This window comes from Providencia sp. TYF-12 (assembly GCF_041344805.1).
GTDB lineage: Bacteria > Pseudomonadota > Gammaproteobacteria > Enterobacterales > Enterobacteriaceae > Providencia > Providencia huashanensis.
In genome coordinates this window covers 3,270,618-3,287,062 of the sequence record NZ_CP166833.1, presented here as the reverse complement: position 1 = coordinate 3,287,062, position 16,445 = coordinate 3,270,618, and the positions used below count along the sequence as shown (strand labels likewise).

27 protein-coding genes are annotated in these 16,445 nt (G+C 43.8%); all 27 read left to right on the top strand.

The genetic code is table 11. From position 1 onward, the window contains the following. Nucleotides 1-272: 272 nt before the first annotated feature. The 27 genes from ABE954_RS15140 to ABE954_RS15010 all read left to right on the top strand — a co-directional run bounded on the left by ABE954_RS15140 (nt 273) and on the right by ABE954_RS15010 (nt 16,444). Entirely contained in the window at nt 273-431 is a 159-nt protein-coding gene (locus tag ABE954_RS15140; protein WP_168697653.1) for a hypothetical protein, read from the top strand. A 308-nt stretch (nt 432-739) separates the two neighbouring features. Next, nucleotides 740-1,153 carry a putative holin gene (locus ABE954_RS15135; protein ID WP_371025562.1) on the top strand — a complete coding sequence of 138 codons (414 nt, stop codon included), beginning with the start codon at nt 740-742 and terminating at the stop codon, nt 1,151-1,153. Next, entirely contained in the window at nt 1,150-1,452 is a 303-nt protein-coding gene (locus tag ABE954_RS15130) for a hypothetical protein (RefSeq protein WP_272667844.1), read from the top strand. Before ABE954_RS15135 ends, ABE954_RS15130 begins: the two co-directional genes overlap by 4 nt. Further along, nucleotides 1,415-1,807, top strand: coding sequence for a M15 family metallopeptidase (locus tag ABE954_RS15125; protein ID WP_371025561.1), 393 nt, complete (start codon nt 1,415-1,417; stop codon nt 1,805-1,807). Before ABE954_RS15130 ends, ABE954_RS15125 begins: the two co-directional genes overlap by 38 nt. Then, nucleotides 1,804-2,253, top strand: coding sequence for a lysis protein (locus tag ABE954_RS15120; RefSeq protein WP_371025560.1), 450 nt, complete (start codon nt 1,804-1,806; stop codon nt 2,251-2,253). The genes ABE954_RS15125 and ABE954_RS15120 overlap by 4 nt, the downstream gene beginning before the upstream one ends. Then, the gene (locus ABE954_RS15115; protein ID WP_371025559.1) at nt 2,250-2,669 is read left to right on the top strand and encodes a hypothetical protein; all 420 of its coding nucleotides are present in this window, start codon (nt 2,250-2,252) and stop codon (nt 2,667-2,669) included. Before ABE954_RS15120 ends, ABE954_RS15115 begins: the two co-directional genes overlap by 4 nt. 429 nt (nt 2,670-3,098) lie before the next feature. Next, nucleotides 3,099-3,788 (top strand): Rha family transcriptional regulator, encoded by a 690-nt coding sequence (locus tag ABE954_RS15110; protein WP_129467048.1) that lies wholly within the window; start codon nt 3,099-3,101, stop codon nt 3,786-3,788. A gap of 179 nt (nt 3,789-3,967) precedes the next feature. Beyond that, entirely contained in the window at nt 3,968-4,207 is a 240-nt protein-coding gene (locus tag ABE954_RS15105) for a hypothetical protein (protein ID WP_129467049.1), read from the top strand. 10 nt (nt 4,208-4,217) lie between these two features. Next, nucleotides 4,218-4,430 (top strand): hypothetical protein, encoded by a 213-nt coding sequence (locus ABE954_RS15100; RefSeq protein WP_129467051.1) that lies wholly within the window; start codon nt 4,218-4,220, stop codon nt 4,428-4,430. A 68-nt stretch (nt 4,431-4,498) separates the two neighbouring features. After that, entirely contained in the window at nt 4,499-4,705 is a 207-nt protein-coding gene (locus tag ABE954_RS15095) for a hypothetical protein (RefSeq protein ID WP_129467052.1), read from the top strand. Further along, entirely contained in the window at nt 4,706-4,939 is a 234-nt protein-coding gene (locus ABE954_RS15090; protein ID WP_129467054.1) for a hypothetical protein, read from the top strand. A 54-nt stretch (nt 4,940-4,993) separates the two neighbouring features. Then, the gene (locus ABE954_RS15085; protein ID WP_371025558.1) at nt 4,994-5,416 is read left to right on the top strand and encodes a DNA-packaging protein; all 423 of its coding nucleotides are present in this window, start codon (nt 4,994-4,996) and stop codon (nt 5,414-5,416) included. Then, a complete protein-coding gene (locus ABE954_RS15080) occupies nt 5,397-6,641 on the top strand; it encodes a PBSX family phage terminase large subunit (RefSeq protein ID WP_371025557.1) in 1,245 nt (414 codons plus the stop codon). Before ABE954_RS15085 ends, ABE954_RS15080 begins: the two co-directional genes overlap by 20 nt. Continuing rightward, nucleotides 6,641-8,011, top strand: coding sequence for an anti-CBASS protein Acb1 family protein (locus tag ABE954_RS15075; RefSeq protein ID WP_371025556.1), 1,371 nt, complete (start codon nt 6,641-6,643; stop codon nt 8,009-8,011). The genes ABE954_RS15080 and ABE954_RS15075 overlap by 1 nt, the downstream gene beginning before the upstream one ends. Next, complete coding sequence (locus tag ABE954_RS15070) at nt 7,947-8,876, top strand: phage minor head protein (protein ID WP_371025555.1); 930 nt, start codon at nt 7,947-7,949, stop codon at nt 8,874-8,876. The genes ABE954_RS15075 and ABE954_RS15070 overlap by 65 nt, the downstream gene beginning before the upstream one ends. Before the next feature lie 2 nt (nt 8,877-8,878). Next, on the top strand, nt 8,879-10,153 hold the full coding sequence (locus ABE954_RS15065; RefSeq protein WP_371025554.1) for a hypothetical protein: 1,275 nt from the start codon (nt 8,879-8,881) through the stop codon (nt 10,151-10,153). Then, nucleotides 10,153-10,590: a hypothetical protein gene (locus tag ABE954_RS15060; RefSeq protein ID WP_371025553.1), complete on the top strand. Its 438-nt coding sequence runs from the start codon at nt 10,153-10,155 to the stop codon at nt 10,588-10,590. The genes ABE954_RS15065 and ABE954_RS15060 overlap by 1 nt, the downstream gene beginning before the upstream one ends. 15 nt (nt 10,591-10,605) lie before the next feature. Further along, nucleotides 10,606-11,700 carry a major capsid protein gene (locus ABE954_RS15055; RefSeq protein WP_371025552.1) on the top strand — a complete coding sequence of 365 codons (1,095 nt, stop codon included), beginning with the start codon at nt 10,606-10,608 and terminating at the stop codon, nt 11,698-11,700. A 9-nt stretch (nt 11,701-11,709) separates the two neighbouring features. Then, complete coding sequence (locus tag ABE954_RS15050) at nt 11,710-11,967, top strand: hypothetical protein (RefSeq protein WP_371025551.1); 258 nt, start codon at nt 11,710-11,712, stop codon at nt 11,965-11,967. Nucleotides 11,968-12,023: 56 nt separating this feature from the next. Then, nucleotides 12,024-12,425, top strand: coding sequence for a hypothetical protein (locus tag ABE954_RS15045; protein ID WP_371025550.1), 402 nt, complete (start codon nt 12,024-12,026; stop codon nt 12,423-12,425). Continuing rightward, nucleotides 12,422-12,787 (top strand): hypothetical protein, encoded by a 366-nt coding sequence (locus ABE954_RS15040; RefSeq protein WP_272674595.1) that lies wholly within the window; start codon nt 12,422-12,424, stop codon nt 12,785-12,787. The genes ABE954_RS15045 and ABE954_RS15040 overlap by 4 nt, the downstream gene beginning before the upstream one ends. Before the next feature lies 1 nt (nt 12,788). Further along, the gene (locus ABE954_RS15035; protein WP_371025549.1) at nt 12,789-13,229 is read left to right on the top strand and encodes a hypothetical protein; all 441 of its coding nucleotides are present in this window, start codon (nt 12,789-12,791) and stop codon (nt 13,227-13,229) included. Continuing rightward, a complete protein-coding gene (locus tag ABE954_RS15030) occupies nt 13,226-13,603 on the top strand; it encodes a hypothetical protein (RefSeq protein WP_210853369.1) in 378 nt (125 codons plus the stop codon). The genes ABE954_RS15035 and ABE954_RS15030 overlap by 4 nt, the downstream gene beginning before the upstream one ends. Nucleotides 13,604-13,617: 14 nt before the next feature. Continuing rightward, complete coding sequence (locus tag ABE954_RS15025; protein WP_272674596.1) at nt 13,618-14,343, top strand: phage tail tube protein; 726 nt, start codon at nt 13,618-13,620, stop codon at nt 14,341-14,343. Between the two features lie 33 nt (nt 14,344-14,376). After that, a complete protein-coding gene (locus ABE954_RS15020; protein ID WP_371025548.1) occupies nt 14,377-15,018 on the top strand; it encodes a DUF6246 family protein in 642 nt (213 codons plus the stop codon). A 104-nt stretch (nt 15,019-15,122) separates the two neighbouring features. Then, nucleotides 15,123-15,284 carry a hypothetical protein gene (locus ABE954_RS15015; protein ID WP_371025547.1) on the top strand — a complete coding sequence of 54 codons (162 nt, stop codon included), beginning with the start codon at nt 15,123-15,125 and terminating at the stop codon, nt 15,282-15,284. Between the two features lie 116 nt (nt 15,285-15,400). Next, entirely contained in the window at nt 15,401-16,444 is a 1,044-nt protein-coding gene (locus ABE954_RS15010; RefSeq protein WP_371025546.1) for a DNA cytosine methyltransferase, read from the top strand. The last annotated feature ends 1 nt before the right edge of the window (nt 16,445 follow it).

Here is a 16,445-nt window from a genome sequence, read left to right as displayed (position 1 = left end):
ATTAGCAGAAATGCCGACATTGCGGATGAGTACCTTAACCGAGGCATAGCCCTAACTGTCTATCCTGTCTTGCGATAGTCAAGCTATGTCCATCTAAATAGCAATAGTGCCCCTCATAACCTCTACGCAGGACGGAGAAATCTGGTTTGCGATACGTTTGGGGGCTTTCGATGTACCCTTATGGGGCTTGAAGACCACGCCACCCGCTCGTAGGCAATAGTTACTACCTGTCTAGCGGCTTGGTGTGGCAACCTAATTTGGTGGTTATATGTATGACGAATTCGACGGATTCTAAATATCCAACTAGGGCTGACTTAGCTAAAGCTAACCCTTACGCTGAGCGCGATAAATTGTCAGAAGAAGAGCGTGAAGAAAGAAGTCAGAAGTTTAATGATTCTCTATTTTTCGGTAATGGGTATTTCAAACTTTAATTCCCCCGAATTCGAGGGAATAAACAGAACGTGGTAACAACGGGCATGTCGCCTTAGTAAATCCCGACTGGTGCATGAGTAACGTTCCATGCCGTCAGCCCACGAAACGGGCATTAATTCCAACTGCTGCAAAATATGCAGTAGTTCAAAATATCGTTGGCCAACAGTCCCAACAGAACAATATTTCAAGAGGTCGCCTAGTGCGGCCTTTTTCCGTATACGCCGCCACAGAATTCTAATCACACACACTTAATTGACGCATAGAGATTGTGCGCGGCTATCTATTAACTAAAACACAGGTGTTATATATGCCAAGTACCGCAGCTGGTGCTATCGTCGGCGCAGCAGGCGGTGGTGCAATCGGATTAATGACAGGAAGCTTTGACTACGGTGTAATTACAGGTGCAATTATTGGCGCAACTGTTGCAGTCATAGCCTCAAAAGATAACAACAAGAAAAAGGTTCTGTTATTTATCTTATCGTTTTTAACTGGCGTTCTTATCTCTGAATCAGTAGAGCGAATAATTGTAGCTGAGACGGGTTATGAGATAGGTAAAACATTAACTGCCATTCTGGTTTCAGCATTATTTATTTCATTGCTTCTCATTATCGCAAGTAGCGAAACGCTAACAAAGGCCATTAGATGGCTACCAAGACTCATTGAGAATAATTTCTCCGTATTGCTGAGCACCTTAGCTGAAAAGTGGAGGGGCAAAAAATGAGTTATCAAGAGATTATCAACTATACGAATGTCGTCGTGTTAATTCTCATGGCCATTCGTGTATTTCTATGTAATTACGCTCGCCACAGAGATTCATTTATCGGCATGGTGCTTATCTGGCTTTGTATATGGCAAAGCTACCAATTAATAAAGCCTAATGATTTCGATACGAGCTTATCTAACTTACTCGGTGATGTGTTCATCTGCGTTTTGGTTTTTGCAGCTAAAGGCAACATCATGCAGGTATTCAAGAAGGTGAAAAATGAGCAACTTCAAATTCAGCCAGAGAAGCGAAAATAACCTTAAAGGCGTCAACCCTGATTTAGTAAAAGTTATTCGCCGCACACTGGAAATAACACCTGTCGATTTCATTGTCATTGAAGGTCTGCGAACTCAAGAGCGACAAAAGCAATTGGTTGCAGAAAAGAAATCACAAACGATGCACAGCCGCCACTTAACAGGTCATGCAGTTGACATCATCCCAGTGAATACTAAATGGCAGATTGATGAGTTTAAGCCTTTATTGAAAGCAGTTAAGCAAGCCGCTGATGAGCTAGGTGTTAAATTGCGCTTCGGTATCAACTGGAAGAATGACCCATCACTACCAATTGAAACTAAGTTCATTGATGCGCCTCATGTTGAGATTCCTGTATGACAACGCTAACTAAAGTCTTGGCTGGTGCTTGCGCTATCCTAGCTTTCTGGCTTTGGTGGGTAATGGGTAGTTACGGCAACCTGAAAGGTGATTATTCACTACTGAAGAATAAATTCAATGAGCAAGTAGCTATCACCGCAGACTATGAAAAGCGCATTAACTCCCTTCATGAACTCGACACCAAGCACACAACGGAACTCACAAATGCAAAAGCTGAAATTGACCGGTTGCGTATTGCTGCTGAGCGTAATCCTGAGCGGGTGTACATCAGAGCCAGTTGTCCGAAAGGCGAAAGCAATACCACCTCCGGCTTGGATGATGGAACAACCGCCAGACCTACTGACTCCGCTATCGGAAATTATTGGTTACTCAGACAACGAATTGCAGAGTCAAAGCAAATGATACTTGGCTTACAAGATTATATTAAAACGGAGTGTTTACGATGAATGAACAGGTTTCAAAGGCGCTTACTGATTTATTGGAAAAAGCATCAAGCGGCATTGATTCAACAGTTGCATTTAGTCACGCCAATTTGCCAGAGGTAATTCATCAATTACTAGCGTGGAAAATGACAATGGGCATTATCTGGTCTGTTGTTGGTGTGGTACTTATTGCGCTAGCCATCTTTATGCCGATATGGGCTAAGAGAGCTAAATCTAACGGTGCTATATGGACATATCATGATGGAGAAAAAAAATACAACATCAACTCCACTATGTATGATTTTTCCAGAACGATATTCCCAGCGTTAATTTTGTTTTTCGGTGCTGTTATCGCCATTGACGGTTTTTCTATGTGGTTAAAGATACTTTTAGCTCCAAAGCTATATCTAATCGAATACGCCGCATCCCTGATTAAGTAGCCGACAAGAAAGCAATACTGGAAATTGAACAACAACGACAGGTGATGAAATAAAAAAAAAGCCCACACACCGCGAGCTAAAATACATATATACAATAAAATGAATATCCGCGCTAAATGTAACTAACGCATTCAAAATATGCAAGCGAATAATGAGCCTCTGAGAAATCAGGGGGTTTTTAATGGCTTCTTCGCAATTAAGTGAGGTGGTCTCTATCTTGCTGACGGGTAAGCCGTAAGTGACCAAAGTAACGTAGTGATACGTGATGATGGCTGCGAACTCTACGCATTTCACCCTGTGCCACGCTCGGCACATACACACCAAAGAACCTTTCAGGATAAGCCTTGAGGATAACCAGTAGTGGTTTGGTTAACCCTCTTTGGGCTGGTTACTCCTGAGCGCAAGGTTTATCTCTAAAAGGAACTAACTATGAAGCATTTAATTAAAAAAGCTAATGGTCAACCTGTCGTTACAACTGACATTATTGCTAGTGAGTTTGGCAGGCAGCATAAAAACGTATTACAAGATGTTAGAAGTTTGATTGATAGTGGCCATTTAGGAGAGCTTGATTTCAAGCCCTCGTCTTACATTACTAAACAGAAAAAAGAACTACCATGCTATGAGCTAACGGAAAGAGGGTTTCTGATAGTTATGCCTTTCATCGGTGGAGAAAAGGCGCGAGATGGGCAAGTTAGACTAGTTGATAGTTTTATTCAGTTCCGTGAAAAAGCAGCGAGAGAGGCTAAAGTTCAAATAGAGCGCAATATTGCTCGAATGGAATATAAACCAATGACGGATGCTGTAAAGGAAAGCAAGATTCAAGAAGGCAAAGAGCCCGCACATTATCACTTTAGTAACGAGGCTGACTTAATTAATCGCATAGTGCTTGGTGTATCGTCAGCAAAATTTAGGAAAGATAATGACATAGGCAAAACCGACCCAATTCGCGACTATCTTTCACATCAGCAAATCCATGCAATAACCGAACTGCAAAGAGCTAACACAGTGTTTATTTCGATGGGCTGGGATTTTGAGCAGCGGAAAGAATCGCTAAAAGGCCTGTTCAATAAAAACCATAAGCAACCATTGTTAGAGGAAATGCACAGATTAGCGGCGTAAAAATGCGCTTTGCTTGTAAATCAATAAATTACCGATGCACTAAAAATTGCATCACCTGAATAGGTCGCTCAGCGGCCTTTTTTATGCGAAAGTATAACTACTGGCTAGAGTCGCTCTCGAAAAGTGGTATCGTCACCACCTGCCAGTATTTCAATGACGAATAACTAGACGAGGTTATTATGAAAGTTCAATTGGTTAATGGTCCATGCGAAGGTGTATGGGCTCAAGTAAAACTAAATGATGAAGGGATGCCTCCATCAACGTACATAGCAGAGCTGCCAGCGGTATGTAATGACGTTCATGTTGACGGAATTATTGAACCATTTAATATTGCGCCAGACAAGTTTGTCTACGAACTACAAGTAACGGTGAGAAATGACGAGCCTCCGCATTTCGAGTATCGTTTTCCTGAAAGATAAGGGTATGGCAATGAGTGAACTTGAGCACTTACCTTGGACTGGCGCTGCATTGAAAGTTGCACTGATAATGACTGTAGAAACCATGAAACTGACTCCAGAGGAAGCTTATAGTCAAAACATCACTGTTGTAGTTGGCCCATTCGCTAGACCATACAGAGAGATAATGGCAATAGCCGAAGAGTATGTTGAAAGGGAAATTCCTAAATCAATGCGCGACATTTAGCTATACATTAAATAAACAACAAGAATTCACAATGACCCGCCTAGTGCGGGTTTTTTATTGGGTGGAGTATGAAGAAATACACAGTAACAGCAACAAAGAAAGACGGCACAACCTACGAAGGCTTAATGACAACGAAAGAGCCTCGCGTGACTAATGGTTTAATCGCTATCGCACAAGCTGACGGCGCATGGATATACATTTCACCCGATGAAATCAGCAGCGTTGAGTATGTGCCAGTTGTGGAAGCGCCTACTGACACTTTGAGTGAAGCGTAAATGAAAAAGGTCAATGTGAGAATGACTATCGCTGATAGCGAGGGTAAAGAAATAGACAACGCTACATTTAAGGTGTTCAAACGTAAAAAGGATGGCAAATTCATTGTTGAGCTCGACGGCATTGGCGAGCCATTTGCTATGCGGGTTACTGTGCTAAATAACCTTATGCGCATTGATGATGAGCCAAGTAATGCTGGCGTAATCGGATGGTTAAAGAGGCTGTTTTGCAAATAACCAATCACAAAGCTCATTATGGTGGGCTTTTTAATTTGTTATGAGGGAAACATTATGGGACAGCAATCAAATCAGGTTGGATGCCCTAGCAAACTGACTGATGATCTAATCGCTAAGGCAAAGGAATATTTATTTGGCGGTTATAAAGAAAACGAAGGTCAGGTAATACCAAGTATCGCTGGTCTAGCGTGCTACCTAGGCATTGCTCGCTCTACTGTTTATGAATATGCAAAGCAGGATAGTGACTTAGGTAATGAGTTTTCGGACACGTTAGACGGAATTATGGCTTTTCAGGAAATGAAGCTAATTAATAGCGGATTATCTGGTGATTTCAACTCAACAATAACTAAGCTAATGCTTGCCAATCATGGATACAGTGAGAAGCAGGAGGTTGACCACAAATCCTCTGATAGCTCAATGTCACCAACAAAAATAGTTCTGGTTGCCGGAGGTAACAATGACGGTAGCGAGGATTGAAATACCGCCTAAATTAATTCCAGCATTCGAAGGTAACTATCGCTATCGCTGTTCACATGGCGGGCGTGGCTCTGCAAAGACAAGAACATTCGCATTAATGACGGCTATTCGTGGCTATATTGCTGCGATGAATGGTCAATCTGGCGTAATACTTTGCGCTCGTGAATACATGAACTCACTAGAAGAATCTTCCATGGAAGAGGTTAAGCAGGCGATTAGGTCTGTGCCTTGGCTAAATGATTTCTATGAGTTAGGTGAGAAATACATTCGCACTAAGTGCCGGTCAGTTAGTTATGTATTCGCAGGGTTACGGCATAACTTAGATAGCATTAAATCTAAGGCGAGAATATTAATAGCTTGGGTTGATGAAGCTGAATCAGTATCAGAAATAGCATGGACAAAACTTGCTCCTACGGTTCGTGAGGCTGGCTCTGAAATATGGGTGACATGGAACCCTGAGCGAGACGGTAGCGCGACAGATAAGCGATTTAGAAAGAACCCACCTGATAACGCTGTCGTTGTCGAGATGAACTACGATGATAACCCGTGGTTTCCATCAGTGTTGGAAGATGAGCGGTTAAATGACCAAGCTAGACTAGATACCGCTACTTATGCATGGATTTGGGAAGGTGCGTATCTTGAAAACTCTGATAAGCAAGTATTAGCGAATAAATATGTAGTTCAATCATTCCCTGATGATTTATGGCAGCAAGCAGACCGTTTACTTTTCGGCGCTGACTTTGGCTTCGCTAAAGACCCTAACACGCTGCTACGACAGTTCATCCTAAATGACTGTTTGTATATCGAATATGAAGCTTATGGCGTGGGTGTTGAGCTTGATCATATGCCAGCATTTTATGACAAAATACCAGAATCCCGTAAGTGGCCAATCAAAGCCGACTCTGCACGACCTGAAACAATTAGCTATTTAAAGCGGCAGGGATTCAATATCTCAGCCGCTAAAAAGTGGCAGGGTAGCGTAGAGGATGGTATTACGCATTTACGTGGCTTCAAACAAATCATCATTCATCCTCGCTGTAAAGAAACAGCAAAAGAAGCCCGTCTCTACTCATACAAAACAGACCGGATCACTGGTGAAGTATTACCTGTGATTTTGGATGCTAACAACCACTGTTGGGATGCTGTCAGATACGGGCTTGATGGGTACATCACACAAAAATCTAACGCGGGTCTACTGGTTCCAAAAAGATTGCTGAGGCGATAATGCAAGAAAACATGAAACTAGCCGTCAATCACTTAGTGAATGATGCGATAGCTCGTGCCCGTATGGCTTTGGTCAATCCAACCATGGGGCTTGATGCTAAGCGATCATCCGCTTGGTGCGAATACGGATTTAAACAAGACTTAACCTTTGATGATTTATACAAACTATTTCGGCGTGGCGGTATTGCATACGGCGGGGTAACTAAATTAAGTGGCACGTGCTGGAAAACATCTCCGCACGTCATTGAAGGAGATAGTGCCGATGAGTCGAAAGATGAAACGGCGTGGGAAAAGTCTTTCAAAAAAGCAATTAACAAACGCATATGGAAAGAGTTTAAAGAGGCAGATCAGCGCCGTCTTGTAGGTCGCTATTCTGGCCTAATCCTTCACATCAATGACAATGGTAAATGGCACGAACCGGTTAAAGCCTCCAAACTTTTGAGAAAGGTCACTCCTGCATGGGCTAGCGCTATCAAACCTACTGAGTGGATTACTGATATTAACTCGCCTGACTACGGCCAGCCGAAGATGTGGCAATACACCGAGTCACTACCCAATGGCGGCACTAGAAATATCAATATTCATCCTGACCGAGTTTTTATTCTTGGTGATTACTCCATTGATGCGATTGGTTTCCTTGAGCCGGCGTATAACGCCTTTGTTAGCCTTGAAAAAGTCGAAGGCGGTTCTGGTGAGTCATTCCTCAAGAATGCCGCCAGACAGCTATCAGTTAACTTTGACAAAGAAGCCAAACTTGATGATTTAGCAAGAGCATACGGCGTTGAAATGTCAGAGTTGCAGGAGATTTATAACGATGTAGCTAGGGAAATCAACATAGGCAATGATGCAGTTATGATCACCCAAGGCGCCAATGTTAGCCCATTGGTTACTGCGGTATCAGATCCAACACCTACATATAACGTCAATCTCCAAACCGCCGCCGCAGCAATGGATATCCCATCGAAAATACTCGTTGGCATGCAAACTGGTGAAAGAGCTAGCACCGAAGACCAGAAATATTTCAATTCACGCTGTCAGTCTCGCAGGGAAAGTGAGCTTTCATTCGAAATAGAGGACTTCATTGACCACTTAACACGAATCAAAGTGCTAGAGCCTATTGCTGAGAAAACGGTTATTTGGGATGACCTGAACGAGCAATCAGCTACTGAGAAGCTTGATAGCGCTGAGAAGATGAGCCGTATTAATCAGACATCACTAGCAACTGGAGAGCCTGTATTTACTGTTGAGGAAATCAGGACGGCGGCAGGGTATGAAAACGACAGCGATGACCCGCTAGGTGAATTCGATGAAAATCCAGAAGATACGAGCCGCGATAAGGGCAGGAACGAAAGCAGATCCGACAGCGGTTGATAAATTAGAACGCGGAGCAATGAAAGCCTTTGCTAAGCGCATTAAAAAAGTATCGCAAGGCTACATACAGCTACTCAATAGAATCCCATCCGAGCCCGTAGTTAATAAAAAATACCAATTCGACCTAGACCCTGATTATCTTTCAATCATCTTGAGAGACGGTGAGCTCATGGTCGATGAGGTGCTATTGCAGGGTGGAGAATTCAATAACTTCTTTTTCAATGAGTACGTCAGCACAGCATATGAGCGAGGAACGGCGCAGGAATATGCAAACCTAGCGCAGCAATCGACAGCATATGCAGCGACGCAACAAAGCGTGGCAACGATACTGCTTAGTGAGCCTTATCAGCTTCGGATGGCGTTAGTTCGGGCTAGGGTGTTTGAAGAAATGAAAGGGCTGTCTGCGCAAGTCAAAGCAGATATGGCGCGCATTCTTACCGATGGCATAGCGAGGGGGCTAAATCCTCGTGAGGTAGCCAGAAATCTGAATGAGCAGTCAGGCATCGAAATTCGTCGTGCTAATCGGGTTGCCAGAACTGAAATCACCACCGCATTGCGTAGGGCAAGAATGGATGAAGCTGATGAGGCTAGTGAAGTTCTCAACCTTGAAACTCGACAGGTTCACATATCAGCACTGAGCCCAACAACTCGACCTAATCATGCATCACGTCACGGCAAAATATTTACCACTGACGAGCAACGCGATTGGTGGGCTGTAGATGGTAATTCAATCAACTGCAAGTGCTCGACGGTGACGATTCTGACCAACAAAGAAGGTAGACCCTACAACGATACGTTACTCAATAAACTGAAAGAGGAAAAAGAAGCCATGAAAGAACGTGGTTACCAATGGGCGGAGGAATAACGATGCCGATTCAAGTAAACGTCACGACCAAGGTTAACAGCGCATCAATCAGGCGTGAAACCTATAACGGTCGTGAGCACATCATCATCCCGAGTTACACACTGCCAGCAAATGTCATCATGAATGGTGGCTTATATCCAAGCACAGAAATCGATGCTCACTACAGAGGCTTAGAAGGCACTCTCGCGCCACTTGGTCACCCAACGGTAAATGGTGAGTTCGTATCAGCATTATCCGCTGAGGGCATCAATCAGGGGCATGTAGGCGCATGGAATCGTAATGTTGCGAAAGTTGGCAATCGAATTTATGTAGAAAAGTGGATTGATGTAAACAAAGCTAAAGAATCTGAAGGTGGCCGCCAAGTTTTGGCAAGAGTGGAAGCGCTGGAAAGCGGCGAAAGCTCAGAGCCAATCCATACCAGTGTGGCTGTTTTCTTGGAGCAACTAGAAGCCAACGAAGAACAGAAAGCACAAGGCTATAACTGGATTGCGAAAATCCACAGCATGGATCATGACGCAATCTTGCTTCATGAATCTGGCGCAGCAACACCAACTCAAGGCGTTGGAATGATGGTTAACGCTGACCAAGCAACTGAGATGCAAATCAACAACGGCGCACTTACTGGCGAAACCTATCGCGAGAAAGAACACAAGTTAACGATGGCGGCTCGCAAGCAGTTTGCTACTGGTGACGAATATGTATGGGTATCTGATTTCACTGATACACACGCAGTCATCATGGTAGATAACGGCACGGCTAAATTACATTCCTACACTAACGAAAACGGCGTTATCACATTTGATATTCAAGGCGAAGAAGTAGAGCGCCAAGAGTCGTGGGTCAAAGTGGTAACAAATAAACTTAAATCGGTATTCAGTAAACCGCAGGCAAGCCCTGCAATTAACAACAGCACGGAGGGCGACATGCCTTTAACTCAAGAAGAAAAGAAAGACTTAGTAGGCGATATCACACAGGCATTAGCGGCAAACTTTGCAGAGCAACTAAAGCCAATCAATGAAAAGGTTGATGCGCTTCAAGTTAACCATCAGAAGTTAGAAGAATCACTAACTGCTAACCAACGCGCTGAAGAAACAGAAATGCGTAAAGAGGTAGCGGCTAAATATGGTGAAGTGATTGCAAATTCACTGCAAGGCCAAGCGTTAATCGATATGCACAAGCAACTCGGTGAAGCGGCGTCATTAGCTGGCAACTCGGGCACACAACAGGAACAAGTTGGCGCACCAAACCCTGCGGAATACTTTAAAGGAGCTCAATAATGGCCACTAGTCGTTACCGCCGTGTAAATCTTGACGGCAAATCAATTACAGAAACTCGCACAGCAAAGGCGAATGTGTTGCCCGGTACTTTCGTAGTCATTGATGCAAATGATGAGTTTGCACAAGCTACAGCATTAACAGGTCGCATCTACATCACCAATCCTGCGTATCACCAAGGTCTGACAATTCGTGATGCTATTCCTGCTGGCGACTCTGCTGTCGGTGAGTATGTGGAAGAAGGTCGAGAGCTTGCTTTATTGGTTCCTGCTGGCACTTACAAAAAAGACTCTCCGATTAAATTTGGTGCGGATGGTCAAGGTGCTTTGGCAACTTCTGATACCGACTCGGTTATTGGCTACAGCCAAGATGAAGTAACTTTGTCTAGCGCGGATTTCATTCGAGTTCGCTTCCGTGTTGGCACTGTTGCCGCTGCATAATTAAAAGGAAAAACTATGTTTTATACTGCTGAAACTTTAGCAACAAATAGCCGACTGCAACGTCAGTGGGAAGGATTGTGGGCGACACGTAATATTTACAACACGCAGCATAATCTGATGATTAATCAGTATCAGAACGTGATGGACGGTGAAACGTTAGCGGCAAACCAAGTTGGCGGCTTCACTCGTGAATTTTGGGCTGAGATTGACCGTAACATTATCCAGCTCCGCGACCAAGAAACAGGTATGGAAATCGTCAATGATTTAATGGGCCTGCAAACTGTGCTGCCGATTGGTAAAACTGCCAAGTTATATAATGTGGTTGGTGATATTGCTGACGATGTATCAATCAGTATTGATGGTCAAGCGCCATACTCACATGACCACACTGAATACGGTTCAGACGGTGACCCAATTCCAGTGTTCACCGCAGGTTATGGTGTTAACTGGCGTCATGCGGCAGGTCTAAGCACTGTGGGGATCGACTTAGTGTTAGATTCTCAAACTGCGAAGATGCGCCAATTCAACAAGAAGATTGTTAATTACTTCCTGAATGGCGATGACAAAATCAGCGTTGATAGTTACAAAGGCCAAGGCATGAAGAACCACCGCAACACAGCGAAGATTGATTTAGGCACATCTGGTGCAGATATCGATTTAACTACTGCTGATTTGCCTGCATTGTTAGCATTCTTTGGTTTCAATGGTGCGTTCGGTCAGACTGCTTACAATAACAAAGTAGATGTTTACGATGTTATGTGGGTGAGCTATGAGGCATGGGGCAACTTGATTAAACCTACTGTGGTTGCAGTTGGTGCTGGGGCAGGCAATAGCGTGGTGAATGGTCGTGTTATCGATACATTGCTTCCATATGCTGGCGTGAAAGAAATTCGCCCGACTTATGCGCTTAAAGGTACTGAGTTCATTGCGTATCAGCGCCGCAAAGATGTAGTGACTCCATTAGTTGGCATGGCAACAGGTGTTGTTCCTAAGCCTCGCTTTATGCCACAGGACAACTACAACTTCCAAATCATGAGCGCGGCAGGCCTGCAAATCACTCGTGATGGTGAAGGCAAATCTGGTGTAGTTTACGGCGCGAAACTGAGCTAAGGAGATAAAATGGCTAAGTATGAAGTTATTATCCCTTGGCATGGAGTTATTAAGGGGCAGGTAGTTGAGTTTGAAGAATTGCATCCAGTGTTAAAACCAAATGTGCGCTTGCTGTCAGATGAAGCCGCTGCGGCATTAACACCATCAGTTGAGCAGACTAAAAAGCCAACCAAGAAAGAGGTAATCGAAAAGCTCGCTGAATTAGGTATTGAGTTTGATGAGAAAGCCAAGGTCGATGAGCTAATTGCTCTGCTTCCAGAAGAATAACCGCGAAAGCGGTTTTTTTACGCCCTCGAAAGGGGGCTTTGCTTTGTGAGGTAATCATGATCACAAAAGAGCAAGCCAAAGAATACCTGACGGGGCAGGGAATAGAGTTACCTGATTTTATTCTCGACGCTTTGATTGAGCAGATCGGTAGCATTCAGGAATGCCTTGATAAGCATTACCCAGCTGCGACAGCGCTACTGATTCAGATGTATTTGCTCGCGCTCATGGCTCTTGGTCAGGGTGACAAGTATATCAGCTCGCAATCAGCCCCTAACGGTGCGTCACGGTCATTTCGGTATCAATCATTTGGTGATAGATGGAAAGCAGCTACATCGCTTCTACGTGGCTTAGATAAGTACGGATGCGCTAATGGGCTAATCCCTTCTGACCCGACTCAAACGGCTCATGCTGGATTGTGGATTGCGAAAGGTGGCTGTATGTGCGGAGGTGGTCGATGAGCACTACCGCTAACTGGTCATATACCGCACTCGCCACTATTTACCCTGTTATTCGCGGCGGTGGAAAATGGGATGACACAATCACCTATGGCACTCCATATCTTATCGACTGCACATGGCAATCTAGCAATGAGGTTGTGAAAGATGATATGGGGAAGGAGTTTGTTACCAATAACGTTTTTTACACTGAGTTGAAGCGTAACGGTGTCGATGTGCAAAGGCCAGAGCGTGGTTTCTACATTGCCAAAGGTGATACCACTTCTCAATCTGACCCTCGGAAGGTAGGCGATATTATCATCACAGTTAAAGAAGATGATATGAGCTTTTTCGGTGAAGAGCCAGACTATGAGATAAGGACGTGATATGGGTGTGAAAGTCAAAGGTATCAAGCGAGTCAGAGGGAATATCAATAGCGAATTAGAGCTTATTGCTACCCAACGAACCGCCAGAGTTATGCAGGAGATATCTATCACTGGTGCGGCTTACGCTGCGGCAATTACCCCCATCGATACATCCAATCTCATCAACAGTCAGTATCGCCAATTACAGAAAATACCCAGCGGTTATGAGGCTAGAGTCGGTTATTCAGCCAACTATGCCGCAGCGGTTAGCCAGATGAAAGGCAAGCTTAAAGGTCAGCCAAGGGAAGATTTTGGTAAAACTCGAAGTGGTGTCTCATTTGGTGGCGGTACTGGTAAGGGGCGATATTGGGACCCTAACGCAGAACCTGATTTCTTACGCAAAGGATTTGAAAACGCAGCGCCAGAAATACAGGAAATCATTAAACGGGGCTACAAGATATGAAGCCTAGTGATATTTACAGCGAAATTACTGAGTGGCTGGAGGTTAATCACTTCTCTGATGGTTTCGATGTTCAGTATCGATTTTGGAAAGATGGTCAGCAACTAGACAAGTTTATCGTCATTCAGCGAATGGGCGGCGCTAAGCCAGAGGAAGCAATAACACGCGACTCTTATCGAATGCTGCTTATATCTGAAGTTGATGGCGGTCAATCAGTACTTGAAGACCTAGCTTTTAGCATTAGAGAAGCATTAATCCGAGACCACAAAATCGGATGCATGACCTATGTAGAGCCAATAGGCGGTATTAACCAATCAATGAGCGACAGAAATCGCTTAGTCCTCGAAATCAATTTCAACACAATAATCTCACGATAACGGAGTAAATAAACATGGCATGTGAATCAGGTGCATTCACAGGGCGCGACGTGGTTGTATTTTATGCAATTGCGTGCCCTGAGAACAAACCATCACCAATGGACTACGGTCGCCTTGGTATGATGCGCGGAAAGTCGTCTGCTACTGAATGGGAAACGGTAGACGCAACGGGCGATATGTCGCCACAAAATACACAGGAAAGCTTAGTTTCGTATAAAAACGTCACTTTCTCGGGTGATGGCGTATCTCGTAAAGAGTCTTTATATGGTCAGAAGGAGCTAAAGCGCCACGTTAACAACCCTGAAACCACATCAGGCCAGCCTTATGTATGGTTCAAGATTGTTAGCCCTACAGATATCACAGAAGGCTGTTTCTTAGTGACTAGCTGGAGTGACGAGTACCCACACGATGATGTAGCGACTTGGTCTATTGAAGCCAATAGCGCAGGTGGTGTCGATATCCGTGATATTCCAGAAGAAATCGTCATCACCAAACAGCCAGTAGACCAAACTCTGACGGTAGGCCAAACGCTAACTTTATCTGTGGAAGCTAAATCCACCGATGGCTCAGCGCTAACTTACCAGTGGAAGAAAGGCAATAGTAATGTGTCTGGCGGCACTGCTGCGACATTCAGCAAACAGGCAACGGTTGCGGGTGATGCAGGGGAATATACTTGCGTCATTACCTCAACTTCTGCGGGTAGTGTTACTTCAAGTCAAGCGACAGTCACCATTTCTTAATCTAAGGGGCGCAAGCCCCTCTATTGAGGTCTCATGCAAGTATTAACGGATGTAGGGCAATTTACAGCAATAGTAGATGGTAAAGCGTATTGTTTTACACCTTCATTTTCTGCGATGGCCAGACTAGCGAAGGACTCACTAACAAGATTGACTGATGTTTTCGTTACAATTCATGGCGGTAAATTCCCAAAAATAAACAATCCTGATATCGCTAAGCAAGTGGAGCCAGTCTGCTTTGCAAGAATGGCTATGGCATGCAAGGAAGTGATGGAGGTGTGCTGTAACGAAAATATCAGCAATCTAATCGGCTCACTTAGTATCAATGGAAAGGGGTGGTTAAGTTATCGAGCGGGGTATATTGAGCTTGAGGATATTATTAAGCTAGCCCGTCACCTAATGCGACACGGTATCATGGGCGACCAAAAGCCTGATGAAGACGAAGAGCCACAAGGAAAATTCACAAACGAGTTCGACCCGCGTGTTTATGTCTACCTTGCGGTAGCCCATTTGGGTATCAGCGAACAGGAAGCGTGGGGAATGACAATGACAGGTTTCCGCGCTGCTATGGAAGCTAAATTTCCCCGTAGCGAGAAAGATAAAATCCCATCCAATAAGCGGTATGAAGAAGCTATGGATTGGGCTGATAAAATTATTATGCGTGATAATGCGAGGTAACCGTGTGTAAAACAGCCTATGAGATGGTGTGGGAGGCAGCTGAAAAATTAAAGACAATGCCTAAAGATGAATTCATTGATTTACTTGAGATGTCAGGAGTTGCTATGAGAGAGCCTAAACCAACAACAAAGCCAGTCCCTACCGATGATTATATTAGTAACTTCAAGAATGATAAAAGCGAAAGGTTAAAAAAGGAACTGATACGCCGCATGGAAAGCGGGTGTGAAGAAAGGCAGGCATGCCCACATTGTAAGATGGTAATCTAGTTATTAGGTAGAATAAAAATTAATCAAGCTAATGTTTTTTTCGATAAATAGCCAAAAACTCCTCGAGATTTTTTTTCAGTGAAGCTATACTACAGATAGTTTAAACTGGAGGGGCTATGGAAGTAAGAGTTGTCGATTTGTTTTGTGGTGCAGGCGGGTTGACTCATGGTCTTATGCAGGCAGGTTTAACTGTGTCAGCAGGTATCGACATAGCAAGTGAGTGTAAATTTGCATATGAATTCAATAATGGTTCTACGTTTATTGATAAAGATGTGAAGGACCTCAGTAAAGAGGATGTATTGGATTTATTTGGAGGTGCTAATATAAAGGTGCTAGCAGGTTGTGCGCCATGTCAGCCATTTTCCACATATACATCGTCAATGGACAAAACAAAAGATACAAAATGGCCGTTACTTTATGAGTTTGAACGATTAATAAAAGAAACATCTCCAGACATTATAACAATGGAAAATGTGCCGGGCGTTATACGGCATCAGGTTTATACTGATTTTCACGACTCACTCGTTAAGCAGGGTTATTTCGTATGGTCTGGAACCATAGATTGTACTAAGTATGGGGTTCCTCAAAAGAGGGAACGCCATGTTTTACTAGCATCTAAATATGGTGAAATAAGTTTCATACCTCCAAGTGATAATCAAGTTAGCGTCAGAGATGCTATTGATTGGCTTCCTCAGATAAAAGATGGTCAGATATGCGAAATTGATCCTTTGCATAGAGCTAGCAAGCTATCAAAAATAAATAAGCTGAGAATCAAGCATTCATCTCCAGGTGGAACTTGGAGGGATTGGCCTAATGAGCTCGTCGCTGATTGCCACAAGAAAGAGACAGGGAAAGGCTACGCGAGCGTTTATGGAAGAATGGAATGGGATAAGCCGAGTCCAACAATGACAACGCTTTGTTATGGCTTTGGAAACGGCAGGTTCGGTCATCCAGAACAGGATCGTGCTATTTCTCTGCGCGAAGCTGCTTTATTACAAACATTTCCAAAAAATTATCAGTTTGCAGAAGATGGAAATAAAATTTCAATGAAAGCTACAGGTAAAATGATTGGGAATGCAGTTCCTGTTTTATTGGGGAAGGCAATTGGTGACTCAATAATGAGCCACCTAAAAGAATATATAAAGCGTGAATTAATATAGT

Excerpts from the sequence above, each read along its gene's own strand:
- ABE954_RS15040 (WP_272674595.1), top strand. The coding sequence starts at position 12,422 with ATGAGCACTACCGCTAACTGGTCATATACCGCACTCGCCACTATTTAC.
- ABE954_RS15140 (WP_168697653.1), top strand. The coding sequence starts at position 273 with ATGACGAATTCGACGGATTCTAAATATCCAACTAGGGCTGACTTAGCT.
- ABE954_RS15015 (WP_371025547.1), top strand. The coding sequence starts at position 15,123 with ATGAGAGAGCCTAAACCAACAACAAAGCCAGTCCCTACCGATGATTAT.
- ABE954_RS15070 (WP_371025555.1), top strand. The coding sequence starts at position 7,947 with ATGAAAATCCAGAAGATACGAGCCGCGATAAGGGCAGGAACGAAAGCA.
- ABE954_RS15125 (WP_371025561.1), top strand. The coding sequence starts at position 1,415 with ATGAGCAACTTCAAATTCAGCCAGAGAAGCGAAAATAACCTTAAAGGC.
- ABE954_RS15135 (WP_371025562.1), top strand. The coding sequence starts at position 740 with ATGCCAAGTACCGCAGCTGGTGCTATCGTCGGCGCAGCAGGCGGTGGT.
- ABE954_RS15090 (WP_129467054.1), top strand. The coding sequence starts at position 4,706 with ATGAAAAAGGTCAATGTGAGAATGACTATCGCTGATAGCGAGGGTAAA.
- ABE954_RS15075 (WP_371025556.1), top strand. The coding sequence starts at position 6,641 with ATGCAAGAAAACATGAAACTAGCCGTCAATCACTTAGTGAATGATGCG.
- ABE954_RS15130 (WP_272667844.1), top strand. The coding sequence starts at position 1,150 with ATGAGTTATCAAGAGATTATCAACTATACGAATGTCGTCGTGTTAATT.
- ABE954_RS15045 (WP_371025550.1), top strand. The coding sequence starts at position 12,024 with ATGATCACAAAAGAGCAAGCCAAAGAATACCTGACGGGGCAGGGAATA.
- ABE954_RS15080 (WP_371025557.1), top strand. The coding sequence starts at position 5,397 with ATGACGGTAGCGAGGATTGAAATACCGCCTAAATTAATTCCAGCATTC.
- ABE954_RS15055 (WP_371025552.1), top strand. The coding sequence starts at position 10,606 with ATGTTTTATACTGCTGAAACTTTAGCAACAAATAGCCGACTGCAACGT.
- ABE954_RS15065 (WP_371025554.1), top strand. The coding sequence starts at position 8,879 with ATGCCGATTCAAGTAAACGTCACGACCAAGGTTAACAGCGCATCAATC.
- ABE954_RS15025 (WP_272674596.1), top strand. The coding sequence starts at position 13,618 with ATGGCATGTGAATCAGGTGCATTCACAGGGCGCGACGTGGTTGTATTT.
- ABE954_RS15085 (WP_371025558.1), top strand. The coding sequence starts at position 4,994 with ATGGGACAGCAATCAAATCAGGTTGGATGCCCTAGCAAACTGACTGAT.
- ABE954_RS15030 (WP_210853369.1), top strand. The coding sequence starts at position 13,226 with ATGAAGCCTAGTGATATTTACAGCGAAATTACTGAGTGGCTGGAGGTT.
- ABE954_RS15120 (WP_371025560.1), top strand. The coding sequence starts at position 1,804 with ATGACAACGCTAACTAAAGTCTTGGCTGGTGCTTGCGCTATCCTAGCT.
- ABE954_RS15105 (WP_129467049.1), top strand. The coding sequence starts at position 3,968 with ATGAAAGTTCAATTGGTTAATGGTCCATGCGAAGGTGTATGGGCTCAA.
- ABE954_RS15060 (WP_371025553.1), top strand. The coding sequence starts at position 10,153 with ATGGCCACTAGTCGTTACCGCCGTGTAAATCTTGACGGCAAATCAATT.
- ABE954_RS15110 (WP_129467048.1), top strand. The coding sequence starts at position 3,099 with ATGAAGCATTTAATTAAAAAAGCTAATGGTCAACCTGTCGTTACAACT.
- ABE954_RS15095 (WP_129467052.1), top strand. The coding sequence starts at position 4,499 with ATGAAGAAATACACAGTAACAGCAACAAAGAAAGACGGCACAACCTAC.
- ABE954_RS15010 (WP_371025546.1), top strand. The coding sequence starts at position 15,401 with ATGGAAGTAAGAGTTGTCGATTTGTTTTGTGGTGCAGGCGGGTTGACT.
- ABE954_RS15115 (WP_371025559.1), top strand. The coding sequence starts at position 2,250 with ATGAATGAACAGGTTTCAAAGGCGCTTACTGATTTATTGGAAAAAGCA.
- ABE954_RS15100 (WP_129467051.1), top strand. The coding sequence starts at position 4,218 with ATGAGTGAACTTGAGCACTTACCTTGGACTGGCGCTGCATTGAAAGTT.
- ABE954_RS15050 (WP_371025551.1), top strand. The coding sequence starts at position 11,710 with ATGGCTAAGTATGAAGTTATTATCCCTTGGCATGGAGTTATTAAGGGG.
- ABE954_RS15020 (WP_371025548.1), top strand. The coding sequence starts at position 14,377 with ATGCAAGTATTAACGGATGTAGGGCAATTTACAGCAATAGTAGATGGT.
- ABE954_RS15035 (WP_371025549.1), top strand. The coding sequence starts at position 12,789 with ATGGGTGTGAAAGTCAAAGGTATCAAGCGAGTCAGAGGGAATATCAAT.